The 21893-nt window shown below is 44.5% G+C and carries 21 protein-coding genes; 14 read left to right on the top strand and 7 right to left on the bottom strand.

Annotation, left to right across the window (positions count from 1 at the left end; all coding sequences use genetic code 11):
• The first annotated feature begins 164 nt into the window (after positions 1-164).
• On the top strand, positions 165-1034 hold the full coding sequence (locus L1D55_RS21275) for a LysR family transcriptional regulator (RefSeq protein ID WP_102425239.1): 870 nt from the start codon (positions 165-167) through the stop codon (positions 1032-1034).
• A 4-nt stretch (positions 1035-1038) separates the two neighbouring features.
• Entirely contained in the window at positions 1039-1722 is a 684-nt protein-coding gene (locus tag L1D55_RS21270) for an endonuclease (RefSeq protein ID WP_239918747.1), read from the top strand.
• Positions 1723-1848: 126 nt separating this feature from the next.
• Here the strand turns inward: L1D55_RS21270 and L1D55_RS21265 are convergent, their stop codons facing one another.
• Positions 1849-3510 carry a methyl-accepting chemotaxis protein gene (locus L1D55_RS21265; protein ID WP_128163563.1) on the bottom strand — a complete coding sequence of 554 codons (1662 nt, stop codon included), beginning with the start codon at positions 3508-3510 and terminating at the stop codon, positions 1849-1851.
• A 275-nt stretch (positions 3511-3785) separates the two neighbouring features.
• Here L1D55_RS21265 and L1D55_RS21260 point away from each other — a divergent pair, with 275 nt between their 5' ends.
• From L1D55_RS21260 to dgcA, 5 genes are all read left to right on the top strand, one after another.
• The gene (locus L1D55_RS21260) at positions 3786-4298 is read left to right on the top strand and encodes an RNA methyltransferase (protein WP_128163565.1); all 513 of its coding nucleotides are present in this window, start codon (positions 3786-3788) and stop codon (positions 4296-4298) included.
• A gap of 86 nt (positions 4299-4384) precedes the next feature.
• On the top strand, positions 4385-5224 hold the full coding sequence (locus L1D55_RS21255; RefSeq protein WP_239918760.1) for an SGNH/GDSL hydrolase family protein: 840 nt from the start codon (positions 4385-4387) through the stop codon (positions 5222-5224).
• A gap of 53 nt (positions 5225-5277) precedes the next feature.
• The gene (locus L1D55_RS21250) at positions 5278-6156 is read left to right on the top strand and encodes a LysR family transcriptional regulator (protein ID WP_239918746.1); all 879 of its coding nucleotides are present in this window, start codon (positions 5278-5280) and stop codon (positions 6154-6156) included.
• A gap of 152 nt (positions 6157-6308) precedes the next feature.
• On the top strand, positions 6309-7316 hold the full coding sequence (dgcN, locus tag L1D55_RS21245; RefSeq protein ID WP_239918745.1) for an N-acetyltransferase DgcN: 1008 nt from the start codon (positions 6309-6311) through the stop codon (positions 7314-7316).
• A gap of 57 nt (positions 7317-7373) precedes the next feature.
• Positions 7374-8360, top strand: coding sequence for an N-acetyl-D-Glu racemase DgcA (gene dgcA / locus L1D55_RS21240; RefSeq protein WP_239918744.1), 987 nt, complete (start codon positions 7374-7376; stop codon positions 8358-8360).
• 131 nt (positions 8361-8491) lie between these two features.
• Here dgcA and L1D55_RS21235 read toward each other — a convergent pair whose 3' ends face one another.
• Positions 8492-8647 (bottom strand): DUF3012 domain-containing protein, encoded by a 156-nt coding sequence (locus L1D55_RS21235; protein ID WP_008216583.1) that lies wholly within the window; start codon positions 8645-8647, stop codon positions 8492-8494.
• Between the two features lie 221 nt (positions 8648-8868).
• Entirely contained in the window at positions 8869-9225 is a 357-nt protein-coding gene (gene raiA, locus L1D55_RS21230; protein WP_128163573.1) for a ribosome-associated translation inhibitor RaiA, read from the bottom strand.
• A 507-nt stretch (positions 9226-9732) separates the two neighbouring features.
• On the opposite strand from raiA, the gene L1D55_RS21225 reads away from it, so the two are divergent.
• Together L1D55_RS21225 and L1D55_RS21220 are read left to right on the top strand one after the other, a co-directional pair.
• On the top strand, positions 9733-10317 hold the full coding sequence (locus tag L1D55_RS21225; protein ID WP_239918743.1) for a hypothetical protein: 585 nt from the start codon (positions 9733-9735) through the stop codon (positions 10315-10317).
• Positions 10318-10728: 411 nt separating this feature from the next.
• Positions 10729-12159, top strand: a complete 1431-nt coding sequence (locus L1D55_RS21220) for a Na+/H+ antiporter NhaC family protein (protein ID WP_239918741.1) — start codon at positions 10729-10731, stop codon at positions 12157-12159.
• 108 nt (positions 12160-12267) lie between these two features.
• Here the strand turns inward: L1D55_RS21220 and glgC are convergent, their stop codons facing one another.
• Positions 12268-13488 (bottom strand): glucose-1-phosphate adenylyltransferase, encoded by a 1221-nt coding sequence (glgC, locus tag L1D55_RS21215; protein ID WP_239918740.1) that lies wholly within the window; start codon positions 13486-13488, stop codon positions 12268-12270.
• 399 nt (positions 13489-13887) lie between these two features.
• Here glgC and ompW point away from each other — a divergent pair, with 399 nt between their 5' ends.
• Both ompW and L1D55_RS21205 read left to right on the top strand, forming a co-directional pair.
• Positions 13888-14529: an outer membrane protein OmpW gene (gene ompW, locus L1D55_RS21210; RefSeq protein ID WP_239918739.1), complete on the top strand. Its 642-nt coding sequence runs from the start codon at positions 13888-13890 to the stop codon at positions 14527-14529.
• 195 nt (positions 14530-14724) lie between these two features.
• Positions 14725-16536, top strand: a complete 1812-nt coding sequence (locus L1D55_RS21205; protein WP_239918738.1) for a choice-of-anchor I family protein — start codon at positions 14725-14727, stop codon at positions 16534-16536.
• A gap of 117 nt (positions 16537-16653) precedes the next feature.
• Here L1D55_RS21205 and L1D55_RS21200 read toward each other — a convergent pair whose 3' ends face one another.
• Entirely contained in the window at positions 16654-17373 is a 720-nt protein-coding gene (locus L1D55_RS21200; protein WP_105024201.1) for an SDR family oxidoreductase, read from the bottom strand.
• Between the two features lie 225 nt (positions 17374-17598).
• Here L1D55_RS21200 and L1D55_RS21195 point away from each other — a divergent pair, with 225 nt between their 5' ends.
• On the top strand, positions 17599-18504 hold the full coding sequence (locus L1D55_RS21195) for a LysR family transcriptional regulator (protein ID WP_105057928.1): 906 nt from the start codon (positions 17599-17601) through the stop codon (positions 18502-18504).
• 49 nt (positions 18505-18553) lie between these two features.
• On the opposite strand, the gene L1D55_RS21190 is transcribed toward L1D55_RS21195, so the two are convergent.
• Positions 18554-18892, bottom strand: coding sequence for a helix-turn-helix domain-containing protein (locus tag L1D55_RS21190; protein WP_239918737.1), 339 nt, complete (start codon positions 18890-18892; stop codon positions 18554-18556).
• Between the two features lie 105 nt (positions 18893-18997).
• On the opposite strand from L1D55_RS21190, the gene L1D55_RS21185 reads away from it, so the two are divergent.
• Both L1D55_RS21185 and L1D55_RS21180 read left to right on the top strand, forming a co-directional pair.
• Entirely contained in the window at positions 18998-19765 is a 768-nt protein-coding gene (locus tag L1D55_RS21185) for an SDR family oxidoreductase (protein ID WP_239918736.1), read from the top strand.
• Positions 19766-19929: 164 nt separating this feature from the next.
• Positions 19930-20583, top strand: coding sequence for a cupin domain-containing protein (locus L1D55_RS21180; protein WP_239918735.1), 654 nt, complete (start codon positions 19930-19932; stop codon positions 20581-20583).
• Positions 20584-20636: 53 nt separating this feature from the next.
• On the opposite strand, the gene L1D55_RS21175 is transcribed toward L1D55_RS21180, so the two are convergent.
• Entirely contained in the window at positions 20637-21632 is a 996-nt protein-coding gene (locus L1D55_RS21175; protein ID WP_239918734.1) for an AraC family transcriptional regulator, read from the bottom strand.
• Between the last annotated feature and the right edge of the window lie 261 nt (positions 21633-21893).

Raw genomic sequence — 21893 nt, 5'->3', positions numbered from 1 at the left:
AGTATTAGGTAAGGAATATGGAGAAATGTCAGCCGTTGGTTGGAATGATTTTGACCGATTGTAGGTAGCAGTGATTTATGCACAAAGCATATCAAGCAAGGTGACAGAAATCGGTAACTTCAATACACTGCATGGGTATCCACAGTTCAGCACAAGGTAAAGGCATGGCCAATTGGGAAGGGGTAAGTGAGTTTGTTGCAGTCGCAGAGCGTGAGAGTTTTACAGGTGCTGCGCAGAAGCTTGCTACATCGGTCGCTCAAATCAGTCGCAGAGTAGCAAACCTCGAGGAGCGTCTCGCGGTGAAACTGCTCAATCGAACGACTCGAAAGGTTTCGCTAACAGAAGCAGGGCAGCTCTATTATCAGCAGTGTAAGTTGTTGGTCGAGGGCTTAGAGATTGCGGAACTGGCGGTAACGCAGATGCAATCGACACCGAAAGGATTGCTAAAAGTAACGGCTCCTGTCACCTATGGTGAGCGTCAACTAGCACCAATACTTCACCAATTCTTAAAACTTCACCCGCAAGTAGAATTAGAGTTAATGTTGACTAACCAAAAGCTCGACTTAATCGATTCTGGTGTCGATGTCGCGATTCGTCTTGGTCGATTAGAAGATTCTAGCCTGGTGGCAAAGAAGCTTTCTCAACGACAGCTCTACGTATGCGCAAGCCCAGAATACATTGAGCGTTACGGTGAACCACATACGCTCTCTGAGTTGAGTAACCATCAGTGTTTAGTTGGTGGCTTTGAGCACTGGCGCTTTAAGGAAAATGGTCGTCCTCGCTCAGTTCGCGTTAATGGACGTATCAAGTGTAATAGTGGTTTGGCTTTATTAGATGCAGCGAAGCAGAGTATCGGCTTGGTACAACTGCCTGAATATTACGTGAGTGAAGACCTTGATACTGGTGAATTGGTCGAAGTGCTTTCTGATTATCGAGACGATAAAGAAGGGATCTGGGCGCTATATCCTCAAAACCGTAACTTGTCTTCTAAGGTTCGTCTGCTGGTGGATTTCCTTTCTGAGCAATTAGATTAATTATATGACCGACACTGAGCGTCATTCAGCAAACCAACGCGAGTTGATACTCAGTGTGTTTGATACACTAGAGCAACACTACGGCTATTTTAATTGGTGGCGAAGAGACGATCCATACGAGATAGTCTTAGGTGCTATTTTAGTGCAGAACACGAATTGGAAGAACGCAGAGAAAGCACTCGCCAATTTAGGAGAGCAGTGCAACCCAATTTCAATTGCCGATATGGAACTCGACGAGCTTGCTCAAAAGATTCGCTCTAGTGGCTATTACAATCAGAAAGCCATTAAGCTGAAAGCGGTGACCCATTGGTTTTTGAAGTACCAATACGACATGTCTGTGGTTCGAGAGCAGGACAAGGATCAGTTGCGTAAAGAGTTACTCGAAGTCAAAGGGATTGGCGGCGAAACGGCAGATGCGATTTTGGTCTATGCGATAGGTAAGCCGTCTTTTGTGATTGATGCGTATGCGCGACGAATCTTCACTCGCAATGGACTGGATGTACCTAAATCGTATGAAAAGTTTCGAGCCCTTATGGAGAGTGTTATTCCACCGGATACTCAAAGGTATGGCTATTACCATGGCTTGTTGGTTGAGCATGGGCAGCATTTCTGTCATCCCAAACCGAAGTGCCAATATTGCCCTTTAACTCAAGATTGCGTAAAAAATGGGGTTGAAGCTTTGGCTTAAACGACGTTGCCCCTCATTTACCGAATCATCTCACGATAAAAATCGGGCCTCAGAATGAAGATTCTGAAGCCCGAGTTATATTAAATTTCGAGTCGTTTACTTGTCCGTGACGAGACCAAAATGGTTCTACACTGTGAAGCGATCGACCAAGTGGTAAAGCTCATTCGCGCGGTTGTTGAGGTTTTGGCTACCAGCGCGGTTTTGGTTGGCTAGCGATGCCGATTGAGAGCTTTGGTCTGATATTACGACAATACGTTGAGATATCTCTTGGCCGACAATGTTTTGTTGTTCGGTTGCCGTCGCAATAAGTGAGTTCATGTCCATGATTGTATCGATTGACTCTTGGATCTTCGCCAGTGCTGCCGCTGCCGCGTTCGCTTCTTCGACGGTTTGAGCACTTCTATTTTGACTTGAATCCATTGCTTTCACAGCGGCATCTGAAGCGGCTTTTAGCTGTTCAATCATCTTATGAATATCGCCTGTGCTTTCTTGAGTTCGGCTTGCAAGCTTACGAACTTCATCCGCAACGACAGCGAAGCCACGACCTTGTTCACCTGCACGAGCGGCTTCAATGGCAGCATTCAGTGCTAGTAGGTTGGTTTGCTCGGCAATGTCTTGAATGACCGCGAGTGAAGAGGAGATGTTCTGCACGTCACCTTCTAAACGTGATACCACTGTGTTGGCCTCTGATACTTCGCTCGCTAGGCCTGCTACTGAATCGGCCGCAGCGTTTACGATCTGCTGAGCTTCCTTGGCATTGTTTTCTGCAAGCTTGGCTGAATCAGCTGCTTGGCTCGCATTGCTTGATATTTCTTGAGCCGTTGTTGTCATCTCAGTCATCGCGGTAGCGACTTGCTCTGTTTCTTCACGTTGGCCGGTAGCGAGTTCATCCACCTGAGCGGCGCGTGAAGACATGCTAGACGTTTCAGAAACAACTTGCTGGCCCACATCGCTGACGCTGCGAATGATGGTTTGTAGGCTTGCAACGAACGCATTGAAGTTTTCGCTCAGCTTCGTAAATTCTGGTGCTTTGAACGTCTCCATTCGAGCGGTTAAATCAGCTTCTCCGCTTGCGAAAGCGCTAATTGAGCGGTCAAACTGCTCTAGTGGCTTCATAATGGTACGATTTACTGCAACGGCGAAAACGGCAACAACGACAGCGATTAAGCCACAGAAAAGGGCGATAGCAGTAAGTGAACTTTGCAGTGCGGCATTTGAGCTCTCTTTCATCTCTGCGATAACCGCATCAATGTCGTCGGTGTAAAAGCCAGTGCCGAGCATTAAGTCCCATTGCGGAATGAATATCGAGTAGCTGAGCTTTGGTAGCGCTTCTGATTGACCAAGTTTTGGAAAGTAGTAAGTTGTGAATTCGCCAAGTTTTGAGTTCTTGATGAGATCACGGATAAGGTAATTGCCTTTTTTGTCTTGTAGGTCGTAGTAGTTTTTGCCGATGCCATCCGTATTCTGTCCGACAACCACTCTCACACCTTTAGAGTCGTAACCAAAGATATAACCCGATTCGCCATACTCGAGGGTTCTTAAGGTAGGTAAGGCTTCTTCTAATGTCGCACCTCTTTCTAAGAACGGGCTGATAGAAGATTGGGCCATTTGCAGATACGCTTTGAGTTCCTTTTCTTTCATCGCCATCATATTGCTACGCGTCGATTCTACTTGTTGTGCGGTTAGCTCGGTGCTCTTCATATACGTCACACTCATCATCCCAATTGCCATCAGCAGCAATGGAATGAAAGAGAGAATATAAAGGCGGTTTTTGATGGTTAGGGTCATGTCACGCTTCCTGTGTGATTGTCTCATGCAATTTTCAACACATTATTAATGTGGTTTCAAAATGTAAATGGGCTTGTTGTTTAATTGTTACTCTAAAATGTTTTTGTTTTATAAATATGATGGCGGTTAAATTTTTTATGTGACAACCCTTGCAACTAGGGGCTTAAAGGAGATGCGACTCATCTGTTTCGATGCTTTTGAATTCGACGTTGCTTTGCTAGAATGCGACGCTTTGTAGCACCCTGCTATGTCTATTCGTTAAGTGAGAAAGATTCATGAACAAAAGCCATGTGACTATTGGTTTAACTAACCCTAAAAGCCCGACAAACGTAGGTGCTGTTATGCGTGCGGCTGGTTGTTATCAAGTCGACGAAGTTAAATACACAGGGCAACGCTACGAAAAAGCCGCTAAATTTCACACTGATACCAAGAGTGCGACACGTACTATTCCGTTGACGGGCGTTGAGTCGTTTTTAGACAACCTTGACCCTGAAACCAAAATCGTTTGTGTGGAACTTGCCGAAGGTGCTACGCCACTGCCACGTTTTAAACACCCAGAAAATGCGATTTACATTTTCGGCCCAGAAGATGGATCTATCACCCAAGATGTTGCGGATAGAGCAGACCACGTTGTGTACGTGCCGACAGTTGGTTGCATGAATCTAGCGGCGACTGTGAACGTTTTGCTTTACGATCGCCTTGCTAAATCTGATGAAATGGACGAGAGCAATGAGCTGATTAAGAAAAGTCGCGATAACCGTAACCATCTCGTAATCAAAGAAAAATAAATCTCTTCTTCTAGTGTTATCTATCCTGCCTTTTATCGGATATTATCTTGAAACATCATCAGATAATTGAAGGGTTAGATAACACCATGGAAGACAAGCAATTACTTGCCGCGCTACAACAACACCCTGTCCTCGATCTCTATCAGCTATTTCAAGACGTTGGTCAAAACCACTCTCTGTACACATTACTAGAGAGGTTATCTTCCCTTAAAGAACACCATCAGTTGAGCACTCGTCTTAGCCCTTTAAAGCCACATATCGAAGGGTTGCTAGCTCAATTTGATGACACAACGCCAGATAGTGAGATTCTAAGCGCTGTCGCTATCCAATCTGAGATTCAACAACGTGGTCACAGTATGAGTCGTTACATCATGACATCCGACAATCATCGCCATTTTTCACCTCAAGCCGATCTAGTGATGTTTGGTGATTCGATTACTGAGTGGGCGCCATGGGCTGATATTTTCCGTGATGTATCTATGGTCAACCGTGGCCTCGCCGGAGATACGACAACTGGCATGTTGCGCCGTATTGATACCACGTTGAATGTAAAGCCAAAGCTCGTGTGCTTTATGGCGGGCATAAACGACCTTTCGCAAGGCTACGATGTTGACCACATCTATCAGAACTACATCAATATGCTTAAGGTGTGGCAAGAGAATGATATTCAAATTTTGGCGCAATCGACGCTTTATGTTGGCGCAAAACTGCAAGGCTTAAATCCTTCTGTAGAGTTGCTCAATAACAAAATCAGCGAGTACTGTGCTCAACAAGATATCGCGTTTTTGGATGTGAATGGCGTGTTGTCACCAAGCAAGCTACTTTCAAATGAATACTCGTGTGATGACTTACATTTGAATGCCAAAGCTTATCAGGCTTGGGCTGAGGTGCTTCAACCTAGAATTGAAGCGCTATTAAGAGTGTAACTCTCTAATGGAACGTATTTAGAGTATCGGGAATAAGCAATAAGGACATCGATTTGAACCTAAGACAACTGGAAGTCTTTTACGCCATTATGCAGACCGGAACTGTATCTGGAGCTGCACGTAGTTTGCATGTATCTCAGCCAAACGTGACTCGTATTTTGGCTCACACCGAGCAACAGCTTGGGTTTGGCTTATTTGAGCGTGTCAAAGGCAGACTAGTGCCAACAGTTGAAGCGAAAACTTTGTTGCCAGAAGCGGAGAAGGTCTACCAACAACTGGGGCAATTTCACTCTCTTACCAACAAAGTAAAGCAGGGGCATCAGCATTTACGTATTGGTGCGCCACCTATACTGGCGACTAAGTTGCTGACACCGGTGATCGCTCAAATGTCTCACGAGCAAGAGCTTTCTTTTGAATTGCTGACTGCCAATCGCGACGAGCTGTGTTCAGGGTTATTGAAGCATGAACTCGATATTGCTATCGCATTTGGAGATGAAGCACCGCCTGCGATATTGTCAGAAACGCTATTAACCAAATCTCTTCAAGTCCTAGTTCCATCTAACACCGTTGAGCATTTGCCAGCAGACTTAACCCTTGATGATCTGATCAATTATCCGTTGCCAATCATCGGGCTTGATAGTCGTGATCCACTGGGTTTGCTGCTCCATCAAAGCTTGATTGCACGCGATGAGCATTATCACCATCCCATATCAGTTCGTGGATACAGTGCGGCGGCGGAGCTGGTTAAGCACCAAGCCGGTTTTGCGATTGTCGATCCGTGGACGGCAGAACAGTACCAAAATGAGGATGCTGTTTGTGTGTTGTCACTGCAGCCTGAGATTCCATTCTCAGTATCGACTTTGTATGCCGAGCACACGCCGCAGTCGATTGTTGCCAAGCAGTTCATTACAGCGCTGAAGGGCTCTTGTTAGCGAACGACTAACTTTGTCTATCACCTAATATTTTTCGCCCAATTTACAACCTATAACATCATGTTATAGGCACGCCATGAATTGGTATTCGGCAGGGCTCAGCTTCTTAATTAAAGTAAATCCATACAAGGACTTATTAATTAGGAATGCTCATGTCTATCGCTCAACCTTACCTTCTTTTTCTTGGGGATGTTACTGACCCATTGGCTGCAAAAACCGCTCGTGGTATTCACCAATGGCGCCCTGAAATCTGTCTCGGCCAATTACGTTTAACAGAAGAGACAGTTTCTCTTGGTTTGACGGATATGACCTTGCAAGAGGCACAAGCGCAGGGAGCGAAAACGCTAGTTATTGGTACAGCCAATCCAGGCGGTGTGATCCCTGAGTCATGGCAACCAACCATACTGGCAGCTGCAGAAATGGGATTTGAGATTGCATCGGGCATGCACCAACGCTTGAGTGAATTTTCACCGCTTGCTGACATGCAGCAGCGAGGATTGACTAAGCTTCATGATGTGCGCCATTTTGATGGTGTTCTAAACGTTGGTAATGGCAAGTCTCGTCAAGGTCAGCGCCTACTCACTGTCGGAACCGATTGCTCGGTAGGCAAGATGTTTTCTGCACTGGCGATAGAAAAATCGCTAAAAGAAGCGGGAATATCTGCTCAATTCAAAGCGACAGGGCAGACTGGCATCTTGATCGAAGGCAGCGGTATTTCGATTGATGCAGTGGTGGCAGATTTCATCTCTGGCGCAGTTGAAGCGATTAGCCCAGATTTTACTGACCACGAATGGGACATCATTGAAGGGCAGGGCTCTTTATTTAACCCTTCTTTTGCAGGCGTGAGCTTGGGTTTATTGCATGGTGCGCAAGCTGATGCTTTAGTGCTATGTCATGAAGTAGGGCGACCACATATTCGCAATCTACCGCATGCCAAATTGCCAACAATAGAGCAAACTATTGATGCAAATTTACAAGCCGCGCGATTAACAAATCCAGACGTGAAACTAGTGGGTATCTGCCTGAACACATCTGCGATTAGCATTGAAGAGGCTGAAACATTGTGCCAAGAATGGACCGAGACCTATCAAGTACCAGTAACGGATCCAGTGCGATTTGGTGTACAACACATTACTGATCATTTGCGACATTCACTTTAACGATTTCATCATTTCTACGTTTCCATTTGTTAAAGCGAACATCAACCGAGTGAAATTATGAAGATTACAGCAGAACCAATTACTATCGCGATGCAAACGCCTTTTCGCATCTCTCGAGGCAGCCGAACAGAGTGTCATGTTGTTCGCGTTTACATTGAGCACAATGGTAAACAAGCGCAAGGTGAGTGTACTCCTTACCCTCGTTATGGCGAGTCATCCGAATCTGTCTTGGCGCAAATTCAACAAGCCTCAAGCTCTCTTGAAACGGCCTTTGAACGTGGTATGACTGAGCCAGCTGAATTAAGAGATTATCTTCAGTCTTTGTTGACTGGAGGAGCTGCTCGTAATGCTGTCGATTGTGCGCTTTGGGATTTTGAAGCGCAACAAAACGAGCAGATGTTCCCAAATAGTATGTTTGAGTTACCCGCTCAAATAGTTACGGCAATGACGGTCTCGATTGGCACACCAGAAGCGATGGCAACACAAGCTCGTGATTATGTGGCGAATGGTGCAAAACTCTTAAAAGTGAAGCTTGATGGTGAGGAAGTGGTAGAGCGAGTGAGTGCAGTCCGAGGTGCCGCGCCTGGAGTCAAAATTGTACTGGATGCCAATGAAGCATGGACAGGGCTGAATCTCGAGGAGCTGTTCAATCAATTAGCTGAGTTTGATATCGCGATGATAGAACAGCCTCTGCCACAACAGCATGATGCCTCGCTAGCACACATCAAGCATCCAATCCCATTATGCGCTGATGAAAGTTGCCACACCACTTCCCAACTTTCGTCGCTATTGGGCAAGTATGAAATGGTTAACATTAAGCTTGATAAAACCGGTGGTCTGACAGAAGCGTTAGCACTTGCCGAAGAAGCGCAAAGGCTTGGTTTTACTCTTATGTCTGGTTGTATGCTTGGCACTTCATTGGCAATGCGTGCAGCGCTGCCAATCGCCGTGCAATCTGAAATTATCGATCTCGATGGACCTGTATTACTTGGCCAAGACGTGTCGCCAGCACTGACTTATCGAGATGGAATGATCATTCTTTAGTCTCGAACTATTCAGCTAGAAGTCTCTCCACACAAAAATCGCATAGGCGTTAACCTATGCGATTTTCTATTTGCATCATTGAGCAATTATGGTTTAGGACGAGTTACTCTGATTAGCCTAATAGCACCCGCTTAGAAAATGCAGTGTTTAGCAAAGTCACCCGCTTCGTTCGCTGTCCAGTCGCCTTTTGGCTTCTCTTTCATATCTTCACACCAAGCTTCACTACCAACTTCTGTACAAGCCATTAATTGAGTGGCTAGGAAAAGGATCAACGCGACTTTCTTCATAACAAATTTTCCGTTTGGTGTAGGTTATCTAGGGTTACTTTAACAAAGACTACTGATGATTGTCATAGCTATCAGGGACTGGTGATATGGACTGAGCTGGAAAAGCGATTTGGTAACGAGAGTGACTGTCTGACTCGCAAGATCGAAAAAGCCAGCAACATGTGCTGGCTTTGAAATTCTTAATAAGCTTTTATATCGTTAAGCTTTGACTACTTGAGGAGTTATACCAGTTTCATCTCTTGGATGATGTCCGAAGCGATTTCTGGCTTGGTACTTGTTGGTTTCTCGTGTAGATCTGCTTTCAATTGTCCCTTACGGTTGCTTAGGCCAGCTTCTAGCTTTTTGATAGCTGATGAAATAGCTGGGTACATAACGTCATCTGTCGCTTTTGCTGTTACACGTACACCTTCGTAGTTGGTGAACACTTCAACCTGATGTTGACCATGTTCTTTGGTAATGATGATGTCGCAGCTGATCAGTGATGGAAAATGGTTAGATATCTTTTCGAATTTACCTTCGATGTCTTTACGTGAGTCGTCGTTAATTGATACGTGATGTGTTTGAACGTTTATTTTCATAAATCATACCTTTCCAATGACTGTGTCATTTAAACGTAGCAAACATCGGATAGATTAACCAATAGAGAAAGTACACATGTGTGATTGACTTCAGTGTTATCAAATAATCTCTACTTACTCCCTTGAAAGTCCGAATAACTGATCGCATATTATGTTTCGTGTTTTAGAGACATGTTCAAAAATACTCCATCCTTGATGATTTGCTCTAATTATGAGCGCCACTCTAGTGAATATCTCTTCATCGGTTTTATAATTCCGAACTTGTCACTTGGCTAACTTCTTTCGTTTTTGATAAATAAGTTACCACTAGACTTTAATTTATAGACACTCAACTGCCCACTCCATATTGAAATTTGCTTCAAAGCTCTGAAAGTTCTGAGTAACGCACTAACCACTGATGAATTCGTCACTCAATATCACAATTACAAATAAGGGCTGCGGTAGTTTATTGAGGTATCTGTTAGTACGGGATACCATAACATCTTCGTTAAATTTGGATTCGTTACCATGAAAATGCCTGTTAAATTGGCTGCTGTTGCAGCTTCACTTTCTTTCGCTTTTAATGCTTTTGCTGCGCCTGTTGAGTTTCAGAAAATTCCAGAGATCATGCAGCAATTTGAAACTGCAGAGCTGTACGTCAAAAAGTCAGTGACTCTAGGGCGTTTGCCTGCTAAATCTGAAATAGGCACTGATTTCCCTACCTACGTTTCTGACGGAAAGGGTGGTTACAGCTTAGAAACCAACAACGTGATAACGGATGATGTAGTTATTGCAAGCATGCCTAAGGCGATTGTTGATGATGTTTTCAACCAATGGTTGGTGCCAAAAGAGACGTGGATCAGTAGTTATGGTTCACTGCCAACGTCGACCACTGAGTTCAAGCCGTTTAAGCGAATTAAAACCATCAAAGCCATTAAGATTGACGCTGAAATGCTTGAGCTAATGGGCAGCGAAGATGGCAAAACAGCCGTGATTAAAGTGAGCTGGGATGAAAAAGGGATGAAGGTTTATAAGGACGGTTACTTAGCGGATTATGAGTACGGTATTGCCCCTCATGAGATGCAAGAGAACTACGAGCTAGCACCTAAGTAGTTTTATTCCATTTCCGATAAGCGCTCTGGTTTGCAGGGCGCTTTTTTATTGCCCTACCAAAATATGACTTAACTCACACTTTTCTGACATTTTACTGCTCGTTATGCTAGTATGCGCCGCTTGTCTTTGTAATTGATAAAAAACGCATTACCCAAACAGTCTTTTTCTGTTTATCTGCTTGTAATGACCTCATTCAGTTTGGCCTAACTTGGCTGAACATCTGCATTTTGCTCGGACGCAAAGAGAGTAGTTCTCACTACTTCACTATGTACATTTGAGAGCACCATCTATCAAAGGCCTTTTAGAAACAGCCTAGTTAGCGCGAACTACGTTCTGCGTGAAGGGTTTCGTTTTTCCAAAAATCCCCCTGGCGCCAAGTATTGCTTGGTTGCTGACAAGTAAGGAGTCTATATGACGTCTACGGTATCTACATCCGTACCTACATCTCCAGCTGGTAATACAGCTTCGACAGAGAAAGAAGTAAACCATCCATTTCTTTCTTTGGTCATCATGGTAATCGTTGCAGCAATCGCAACCTACTTTATCCCTGCAGGCGAATTTGAACGAGTGGTTATGAATGGCCGCACGGTGATCGACCCAGACAGCTATACATTATTAGCAAGCAACCCAACAACATTAGCCTCATTTTTCGAATCATTTTTTAAAGGCTTCAAATCCGCTTCAGGCGTGATGGGTGTTGTGGTGTTTGTTGGTGGTGCTTTCGGTATCATCAAACACATGGGTCTGCTAGACGCTTCGGTCGTCGCGCTTACCACTAAGCTTAAAAAACAAGGCTTGTATGTGATTGCGCCAGTGATCATGACGGCGATCTTCTTCAACGTGACCTTCACCGGTATGCGTGAACTGGATGTTATTTTCATCTCGTTGATGATCCCGATCTGTATCAAGCTTGGATACGATGCGATCACAGCGTTAGGCGTTGTTCTGCTGGCAAGTTGTGCAGGTTTTGCTGCGGCGCTGGCAAACCCATTCTTCACGGGTATTGCACATACTATCGCTGAACTGCCTTTATATTCAGGCATGTGGTATCGCTTTATTGTCGGTATGTTTATGCTGTTGACTGGCGCTTGGTATGTGTTGAATTACGCAAGAAAAGTAAAACAAGATCCAAGCAAAGGTTTGTTGCATGGCACTGGCTACCATTACGAATCGAATATTGAAGCGAAGACTCTAACTCTACGTGAGAAGCTAGCGGGTATCGCGTTCTTGGGCGTGTTCGCGTATATGATCTTCGGCACCCTGACGATGGGCTTTGGTTTTACTGAGATTGCAGGTGCGTTTGTGGCAATGGCGATCATTCCGGGCTTAGTGGCGGGATTGTCTCCTAACAAGATTTGTGAATATTGGACCAAAGGTGTCAGTGATGTATTAGTCGCTGTATTGATCATCTTCTTTGCGCGTTCGGTGTTGACCATTATGGAAGATGCGAAGATTGTCGACTCGATCATCTACTATCTTGCGCAGATCATTTCAGGCAGCTCTAAGCTTGTTGCTGCGGCGGGTATCTACTTCTCACAAGCGGCGATTAACCTGTTTATCCCGTCGGGCAGTGGCCAAGCGGTGATCACCATGCCAATTATCATTCCATTGGCAGACATTGGCGAAGTGACTCGTCAAGTTGCGGCGTTGGCATCTCAATTGGGTGACGGTATCTCGAATTACATTTATCCAACCAACGGTGGTTTGCTGGCGGTACTAGCGATTGCCAAAGTACCTTATGGCAAGTGGGTACGTTTCTTCTTACCACTATTCTTGTTCTGGTCGGTAGGCGCTCTGATTTCAGTCGTGATTGCTCAAATGATAGAGTTAGGTCCATTCTAAGGCTCGGGCTTTAGTCGGATGAGCTTTGCTTGAAACAATCCAAACAAATATAAAGGCAGCGAATTCGCTGCCTTTATAATTTGAGGTGAAGTTACCCGAGGTAGAGTATTACTCTTCAAACTGATATGAGGAGGGTACGACAATGACACCTTGTTTCGAAATGTGGAAGCGCTTGGCGTCAGCAAGGCTATCAAGACCAATTTGGGTTCCATCTGGTACTTTCACGTTCTTATCTATGATGCAGTTTTGAATGTGGCAGTTCCGTCCAATCTCAACATCTTCAAACAAGATACTATCAATCACGATTGCCGCGTTGCTCACTTTTACCTTCGGGAAGAAGATAGAGTTCTGCGCAGAGCCTCCCTCTATCACGACACCATTAGCAATCATCGAGTTAATGAAGATCCCTTGATTTCCCTCTACCGAAGCAATGGTGCGAGCTGGTGGTAGTTGCGGTTCATAGGTACGAATTGCCCAATCCGGTTGGTACAAATCGATTGGCGAAGTTGGCTTTAACAAATCCATGTTCGATTGGTAATAAGAGTCGATGGTACCCACATCTCTCCAGTAGGCATCCTGGGTTACGCGTCCCTCTTCGTCACCAAACTTGTAGGCGTAAACACTGTTGTTCTCGACTAACTTAGGAATGATGTCTTTACCAAAATCATGGCTTGAATCTGGGTCTTCTGCGTCTGCCAATAACGCTTGTGTCAGTACTTCTTTGTCGAAGATATAAATCCCCATAGAAGCCATACTACGTGTTGGTCTGCCGGGTACGCTCGCGGGGTAACGCGGTTTTTCGGTAAAGTTATTAATCTGATGAGACTCATCGATCTCCATCACGCCAAACTCTTTGGCCTCGTCTATCGACACCTCCATGCAGGCTACCGTTAAGTCAGCTTCATTCTGCTTATGTTGCTTGAGCATTGGGGCGTAATCCATGCGATAGATATGGTCGCCCGATAAAACCACTACATGTTTGGCTTCACTGCGTGACAGCAAATATAAGTTTTGATAAATCGCATCGGCCGTACCGCTATACCAGCTGTCACCTGTTCGCATTTGCGGGGGCACATTGGTGATGTATTCGCCGAGCTCGGGGTTAAGCACCGACCAACCATCACGTAAGTGTTTTTGCAAAGAGTGAGACTTGTACTGAGTCAGCACCAGTATTTGGCGAAGCCCGGAGTGCAGGCAGTTCGCGAGCGTGAAATCGATGATTCGATATTTTCCACCAAAAGGTACCGCAGGCTTTGCGCGGTTATCAGTGAGAGGAGAAAGCCGAGAGCCAACACCGCCGGCCAGAACGATTGTTAGAGTGTCTTGCATAGTCAGAACCTCAATGTATTTATGATTATGTTTAAGGTCCTGCAAGCACTAAGCCAAATGTAACTCATTGAGTATTAAGAGAAGGAGTAAAGATTTCTATCCTGTTGCACCACATTGATGCATTTAGAATCTTAGCTTGCTCTATTTTGATTCAGGCTCATTTAAACAAGTCGACGGGGTTGGATTAAACAAAATGACGCACGGGAAAGTTGCATTACAAAACTGTCAATAAAATGAAGGAATAAAGTGATCGGGTCGATATAAATTTACATAAATAGTCACAACTTTTCACAAATTGATTTCCATCAATAAAGTAGGGTTATTCTGTGATAACTTGCACGCAAAATAAGAAATGATTACTCATTCACCAATAAAATGAAGCCCTCAAAGGAAATAATAATGAAAAAAACAGTATGTGGTATTGCGGTTATTGCGGCTCTTATGTCAACGAATGTTCTTGCTCATAAAGAAGGTGATTTCATCATCCGTGCAGGTGCAGCAACAGTATCTCCAAACGACAGCAGCGACCCTGTACTTAATAACCCTGACCTAGAATTCTCAGTTGATTCTGATACTCAGCTTGGTCTGACTTTCGGTTACATGTTCACTGACAACATCAGCTTTGAAGTGTTAGCAGCAAGCCCGTTTTCTCACAGCATTTCTGTTAACGGTTTAGGTAAAATCGCTGATACTAAACACCTTCCACCAACGTTCATGGTTCAATACTACTTCGGTGAAGCGAACAGTGACTTCCGCCCATACGTAGGTGCTGGCCTTAACTACACCGTATTCTTTGATGAAGGTTTGAATGCTAACGGCAAAAATGCGGGTCTAACAGATGTATCTTTAGATGACTCTTGGGGTCTAGCTGCAAACATTGGTATGGACTACATGATTAATGAAGACTGGTTCCTAAATGCATCGGTTTGGTACGCAGATATTGGAACAACGGCAACATACAAGACTGCGACAGATACATTTAAAACTGACGTTGATATCGACCCATGGGTATTCATGATCGGTGGTGGTTACAACTTCTAATCTATGATTCCGTTTACTAAGGCGCTCAAGCACCAGCCAGCTTGTGCGCCTTTTTTTATTGTTAATGAATTAGTCACTGTAACGCTTTGTTGTTATGGGTAAAGTAGACCTATTGTCGTCATCTATTATTAACAAAACAGAAAGATAGCTGTCATAACCACCTCATAAAATCGCGATTCAAATTATGGAGGATATATGAATCGCAAAATCAATAAGCTGACTTTATTACTACCTATCGCAGTGAGTTCTGCTCTTGCTGGATGTTCTCAGTCAACATCACCTACGGCTAGTACACTCTCTCAAACCTCACTTGATGCTTTGAGCCTCCAATGCCAATCCAGCCAACTGCCAATTGCAAGCGATGCTGAGGTTACCGGGCTTACTTTAGTTGGCAGTTCCATTGCCGACGCTCCTTTCGCAACTTCCGCAGCAGAAATTGTCAGCTACGATTCATGTACCGATAAATTGTATGTCGTAAATGCTCAAGCAAAGAAAGTTGACGTATTATCGATGAATGCCGATAGCTCGCCAAACTCAGAAGGCTCTATTGATCTTCAATCTGCAGCTTTAGCTTCTGGTATCAATATCGGGGCGGCAAATAGCGTCTCGACACATCAAGGACTAGTTGCTGTTGCGATTGAAAATGCCGACAAACAACAAAATGGTATTATTGCTCTGTATCGTTCAGATACTTTAGAGTTAATCACCACGTACACGACGGGCGCACTGCCAGACATGGTGAGCTTTTCTAAAGACGGTCGTTACATCGCTTCAGCAAATGAAGGTGAGCCGAACTCGGATTACACAATTGACCCTGAAGGCTCGGTGACATTGGTGGATTTAGTGAATGGGCCGATGCAAGCGAAGGTCACTCAGATTGATTTCAAAGCATTCAACCAAGGTCAGCCTCGTCACAAAGAACTCACCGACAAGGTTCGAATCTCAGCTCCGAATGCGACTGTTGCTCAAGACCTAGAACCTGAATATCTAACGTTTGCTGATTACGGTAAACTCTACGTTGCCCTGCAAGAGAACAATGCACTAGCAGCGATTGATGTCGCAACTGCAGAGGTGGATACGATTCTAGGTTTAGGCGGTAAACCTTGGGATAGAGCGCAATTGGATGCGTCGAATAAAGACAAAAATATCGGTAATCTACAAAGCTACGCTATGTTAGAAGGGCTTTACATGCCAGACAGCATCACTAGCTATAGTGTCGATGGCAATACCTACATCGTGACGGCAAACGAAGGTGACGGCCGCGAGTATGGCATCAAGACGACGCAAAAAGTATGTGATGATAAAGGCTTTGAGTGGGATGGCGATGACTACCAAGGTACTGAAAATTACACCACAGAGAAAGACTTCTGTATCGCTTATGTTGATGAAGTGCGTGGTAAGAAGTTAGATATTGATGCTAACCACCCATTGGCTGGTGCATTGAAAGACAACAAGCAACTTGCGCGCCTTAAGGTGATCAAGCCACAAGGCACGCTTGCTGCTGACCAAAAGGTTCAAGCGTTCGGTAGCCGCTCTTTCTCTATCTGGAATGAATCAGGCGAGTTAGTGTTTGATAGTGGTGATGACTTTGCTCGAATCGTACTTGAACAAGATCCTGCAAACTTCAACAGCACTAATGATAACAATCAGAGTGGTGACGATCGCAGCGATGATAAAGGGGTGGAACCTGAAGCTATCGAAGTCGCTGAGATTAACGGTAAGCACTATGCCTTTATCGGCCTTGAACGCCAAGGTGGCATCATGGTTTACGATGTAACGCAGCCTAAGAACGCCAGCTTCATTAGCTATCTCAATAATCGTGATTTTACTCAGCCAGTGTGCACTAAGGTTGATGAAGACGGCGATTGTGACAACGATACTTACAACTCGAAAGCCGGTGACTTAGGTCCAGAATCAATCAAGCATTTTACTCGTTCTGGTAACCACTTTATTGCGGTTGGCAATGAAGTAAGCGGCAGTACATCAGTTTATCGCGTTGAGTTCTAACCTCGCTTATTGCTAGCAATTAGATTGAATCAAAACAAAATCGCCACTACTGGGTAAGTAGTGGCGATTTTAGTTTTTGGCTTATTTTACCGCTGACTCATTAGCGATAGATAAGTCCTATGGCTCTTGCTTAGTTGGTGCTAGAGCGATTTCACGGATACATACGTTTTGTGGTTGCTGGTAAGCGAATGATACAGCGCGAGCAATGTCGTCAGCTGCTAGTACGCCCCCCATTTGCTCTTTCCACTCACCGTAACCATCTTTAATCTCTTGAGATGTTGTGTGAGAAAGAAGTTCAGTTTCTACCGCACCTGGTGCAATTGTTGTTACACGAACGTTAGCTGCAGCTACTTCTTCACGTACGTTTTCAGAGATAGCGTGTACCGCGAACTTAGTACCACAGTAAGCTGCGTGGTTAGGGAATGTTTTCTTACCCGCAATTGAGCTGATGTTGATGATTGTGCCGCTGTTACGCTCTTTCATTGGCGCTAGAACAGCTTGCATGCCGTTTAGAAGACCGATTACGTTCACATCGAACATACGTTTCCACTCAGATGCGTCTTGCGTATCAATTTGGCCTAGAAGCATTGCGCCAGCGTTGTTGATTAGCGCATCAACAGGGCCGAATTTCTCTTCACCTTGTGCAATAGCAGCTTCGAATGATGCTTGGTCAGTCACGTCTACTTTTACTGCTAGTGAGTTTGGTAGGTTTAGCGCTTCAAGGCGATCAATACGACGAGCTAGAAGTAGCAGAGGGTGACCTTCATCGCTAAGACGACGAGCGATTGCTTCACCAATACCAGAGCTTGCACCTGTAATTACGATTAGTTTTTTCATTTTATTTCCTCTGTACTTTTATTGCGTCGGTTGGCTACGACGTATTGTTTAAGTGCATTCGAATCAAGTGCTTGTTGCCTTGCTTCGTTGCGATGGAGGTATATTAAGGAAAATAGCATTGTTGATATATAGCGCTTTACTTGAAACACTGTTGCTGTAGTGCAACAATAAGGATGTTCACCTTATTGCTTCATCTCTTTTAATTTCACAAGTAAGTTGGCGACCATGCTCAATCAAATTAACCTGTCTGATATTCGTTCCTTTGTGCTTATTGCTCGATTGGGCAATTTTACTAAGGCCGCTGAGGAGCTCGATGTGTCACGTTCCCATGTATCACGTCAGGTGAGTAGCTTAGAAAAGCAGATGGGTGTGACATTGTTTATTCGCACTACTCGAACCCTGAGGCTGACCCATGCAGGGCAAGATCTGTACACGAGATGTGAACAAGCTCTAGATAATATAGACCAAGCGCTGATTGCTGCCGTCGACGATGTCGAAGAAGTACGCGGTGACATCAAAGTCAACTGTGTCGGTGGTTATTTGGGGGAGGTGATCATTGCGGATCTGGTCAATGAGTTTATGCAGCTCTACCCAGACATCAGCATAAGCCTGGATTTCAGTAGTAACCGAGTTGACTTGATTGAAGATGCATTCGATATCGCTTTTCGTATGGGAAGCCTTGAAGACGCGGGCTTTATTGCAAGGAAGTTATTGGATATAGAGATGGGAACGCTCGCGAGCCCTGAGTATTTTGCTCGTAAAGGAAAGCCTAACCACCCTAAAGAGTTGATCCATCATGACTGCTTAACCGGTTCGGTGCGTAAATGGAGTTTTCAAGCGCTCGATGACACTAAGAAAACGCTCGATGTACATGTGACAGGAAGGTTGCAATGCAAAAATGGTCGAGTGCTAGTACAAGGTGCGAAGTCGGGTAACGGGATTATTCGTGTGCCAACCATCTATTGCTTGCAAGAACTGAATGATGGGCAATTAGTGCAGGTATTTGATGACTGGGTGGTGCCTAAAGTGGACTTTTCAGCGATCTACCATCGAGACCGCTATCAACCAAGCCGGATTAGAACCTTTATTGATTTTGTGAAAAGTCGCTTTGAACAAATGCCAGTGAGCTAGGTATGTTAGCTGTCTTCCGTCTTTTGACAATAGTTAGGCTGGCTTCGACTTACATTTCGTCGATTTCGTTTTGTAGGCTTTCTAGCTGATCTAGAACCAGTAGGAATTTCTCACCAAATGGAGTGACTTGGTACTCAACTCTTGGTGGCAGTTCGTTGAACATTTGCTTATCTAGAATCCCGAACTCTACATTTCGCTTTAAACATTCATTCAAGACCTTGGTCGATAACCCTTCGACCGAGCGTACCATTTCACCGGGACGATTGATGCCATTTGCCAGTAGTTGGTAAACCGTGAGCGACCATTTACAACCGTAGATGGTCTCTACCATGCGAGCAGAGCGCTCTGGTGCTGATTTTCTTGAAAAAAAGTTTTCCTGATTTTTCATAAAGATGTACCAATAAGTACCTACCTAACCGATTTGTACTTACTATTCATAGTGTTAGTTCAAAGCCTAAGATTACCACGTTCACATGACTTAGGAGATAACAAAATGAACTTCACTAAAAATGGTATTGCAGTAGTAATCGGTGGCACAAGTGGTATGGGCTTTGAAACAGCGAAGCAGTTAGTCGCTCAAAATATCCATGTGCTGGTTGTCGGCAATAACCCAGCTAAGTTAGATAAAGCAGTATCAGAACTTCAGTCGTTAGGCCACGCGACTGGATGGCAAGCTAATCTTTATGATGATGCAAGTGTAGCGAATCTTATTGCGCATTTAGAGTCTATTGAAGAGGGTATTGGTTACCTTGTTAATGCGGCTGGCTACTTTAACCCTAAAGCGTTTGTCGATCATCAAGAGTCGGATTACGAGCAATACATGCAGCTCAACAAAGCGACTTTCTTCATCACTCAAGCTGTCAGCAAGTTGATGATCAAAAACGGTGGCGGTAACGTGGTAAATGTAGGCTCTATGTGGGCGAAGCAAGCGATCAAAGCGACGCCATCTTCTGCGTATTCAATGGCAAAAGCTGGACTACACGCTTTAACACAGCACATGGCGATGGAGCTTGCGGACCACAATATTCGTGTGAACGCGGTTTCTCCAGCAGTCGTTAAAACGCCAATTTACGAATCTTTCATTAAGCCGGAAGAAGTAGATCAAGCGCTAGAAGGCTTCAACGCATTCCACCCTATTGGTCGTGTAGGTCAGCCTAAAGACATCGCAAACAGCATCTCTTTCTTGCTATCGGACAGTGCCGATTGGGTAACGGGTGCAATCTGGGATGTTGATGGTGGTGTGATCGCGGGCCGCAATTAATCAAGCCGAGCTTTCAATATGGGGGATGCTTTGTTAGCAATTAGCAATTAGCAATTAGGAATTAGCAGCTAACAGCGAAGTCTCCCCCTCGTTCGTTATTCGCGTAGAATAGACATTAGCAAGACAATAATAATTAAAACAATACTTAGAGTAAGGTCGTCATTATGTTCAACATGGACTTTTCAAAGAGACTGGTTATCGAAACCGATAAACTAGATTGGGTTGCAAGCCCTGCCAAAGGGGTATGGCGTAAGCCACTAGAAAGAGAAGAGAAAGAATCGGGTCACACGACTAGTGTGGTGAAATACGATCCTGAATCTTCGTTTTCTGAGCACCCGCATCCGCAAGGAGAAGAGATCTTCGTATTAGATGGTGTGTTCTCTGATGAAACTGGTGATTTCCCAGCAGGCACTTACATTCGCAACCCACCTGGCAGTGCGCACTCTCCATCGAGCAAAAAGGGTTGCACGATCTTAGTTAAGCTAAATCAGTTTGATGCGAGAGACTTAACTCAAGTTCGAATCAATACACTAGAAACGGAATGGCTACCGGGTATTGGCGGGTTACAGGTGATGCCACTGCATGAGTTTGAGCATGAACATGTCGCTTTAGTGAAGTGGCCTGTCGGTGAACGCTTTCAGCCACATCGTCACTTTGGCGGTGAAGAGATCTTTGTGTTGTCGGGCACCTTTAAAGATGAACATGGTGTGTACCCGAAGCATACTTGGATGCGCAGCCCTCACATGAGTGAGCATTTCCCTTATGTGGAAGAAGAGACGGTCATTTTAGTGAAAACGGGTCACTTGCCGATCGACTAGCTCGCCCCATAACTGAGCTATCGTTTGGCTTGGAATAAATCTCAGAGAACAAATTAATGAACTTGTTCTCTGTAGATACCCGGTGATACCCCTTTCCAATTACTGTACGCACGTATAAACGAGTTGGCTTCTTTGAATCCCAGTAAGAAGGATATCTCGCCCAATGACAGTGTCGATTTTTCCAAATAGTGATCGGCTAATTCTCCTCTCACTTCTTGCAGTAGGTTTTGAAAGCTCTCTGCTTCATGGGTAAGCTTTCTTTGTAGGGTACGCTTACTCATTGCAAGCTTATTCGCGATACCTTCAATTGAACTTTCACCACTTGGTAGTGACTCCAACAGAGCGGCTTTCACTCGCTCAGATGTCGAAGCTTCTAAATCCAAATCAACCAGCTTTTTATTTAGGGACTCTTCGAAGAACGCCCACATAGAGACATTCTCGGTTAAGAAGGGCAAAGCAGCGTCTTTAGCACTAAAGGTAATTTTTATCCGTTCACTGTGTGTAAGCTCGCAACCAAAATACGCTTTATAATCTTCTAGGTTGTTAGGCAGCAGTGGCAATTCAATGGCAATGGGTTTGATGTTTTCTCTGGTTGCTAATCGTGCTAGTTGGGTAAAGAATATTAACTCAGAGACACCAAGGTATTTGGGGATTTCCGCATCGTATCCATAACAGTTGACGGTGATACTCGTGTGCTTTGAATTAACGTCGACGTCCGACATCATTGGGCCAATAAGAGGTTTGTACTGGCTAAGGCGTTGTAGTGCGGTATTCAAATTTGGACTACAAATGCTAGCAAAAATTGGTGGATCAAACGCTTCCACTGTCATGTGTTTCGCCAGTAACAGCGGTGCTTCTTTTTCACCAGATGCAGCCTCAATACCCTCCCAGAGTCGGTAATATTCATTTGGGGTCAAGGTGAAATGCTGCCTACTAAACAGATCGTCAGGTAGTTTTGCATGTTTAAGTACTGCGAGTGGATCAATGCCCATATCACTGAGTAATAACTTCCAACTTGGAGAAAAAGTGAATTTCTTCGCTCGTTTCATAATGACCTTTTTAAAGGTTCATCGCGGATTAGCGGGAACTAAAAACAAAAACGGTAGTAAGTGATATGGTTTAGTCGCCAAACAAAAATCATACACAAACTACCGTTTTCATGCCGAATCATACTTTCCTATCTTCATTCTGGGAAGGCTTTAAAATAGTAAAGTCTCACCAGACAGCATCACTTATTACACTGACTCTTAAACCTAACTCTGAGGCTAAATGCCTTTGCGGTCTTGAAGCCGAGGCTATCCATGAGTATC

The organism is Vibrio sp. Isolate22, from assembly GCF_022398115.1.
Taxonomy (GTDB): domain Bacteria; phylum Pseudomonadota; class Gammaproteobacteria; order Enterobacterales; family Vibrionaceae; genus Vibrio.
The sequence above is the reverse complement of the archived record's forward strand: the minus strand, read 5'-3'. Positions and strand labels throughout refer to the sequence as shown.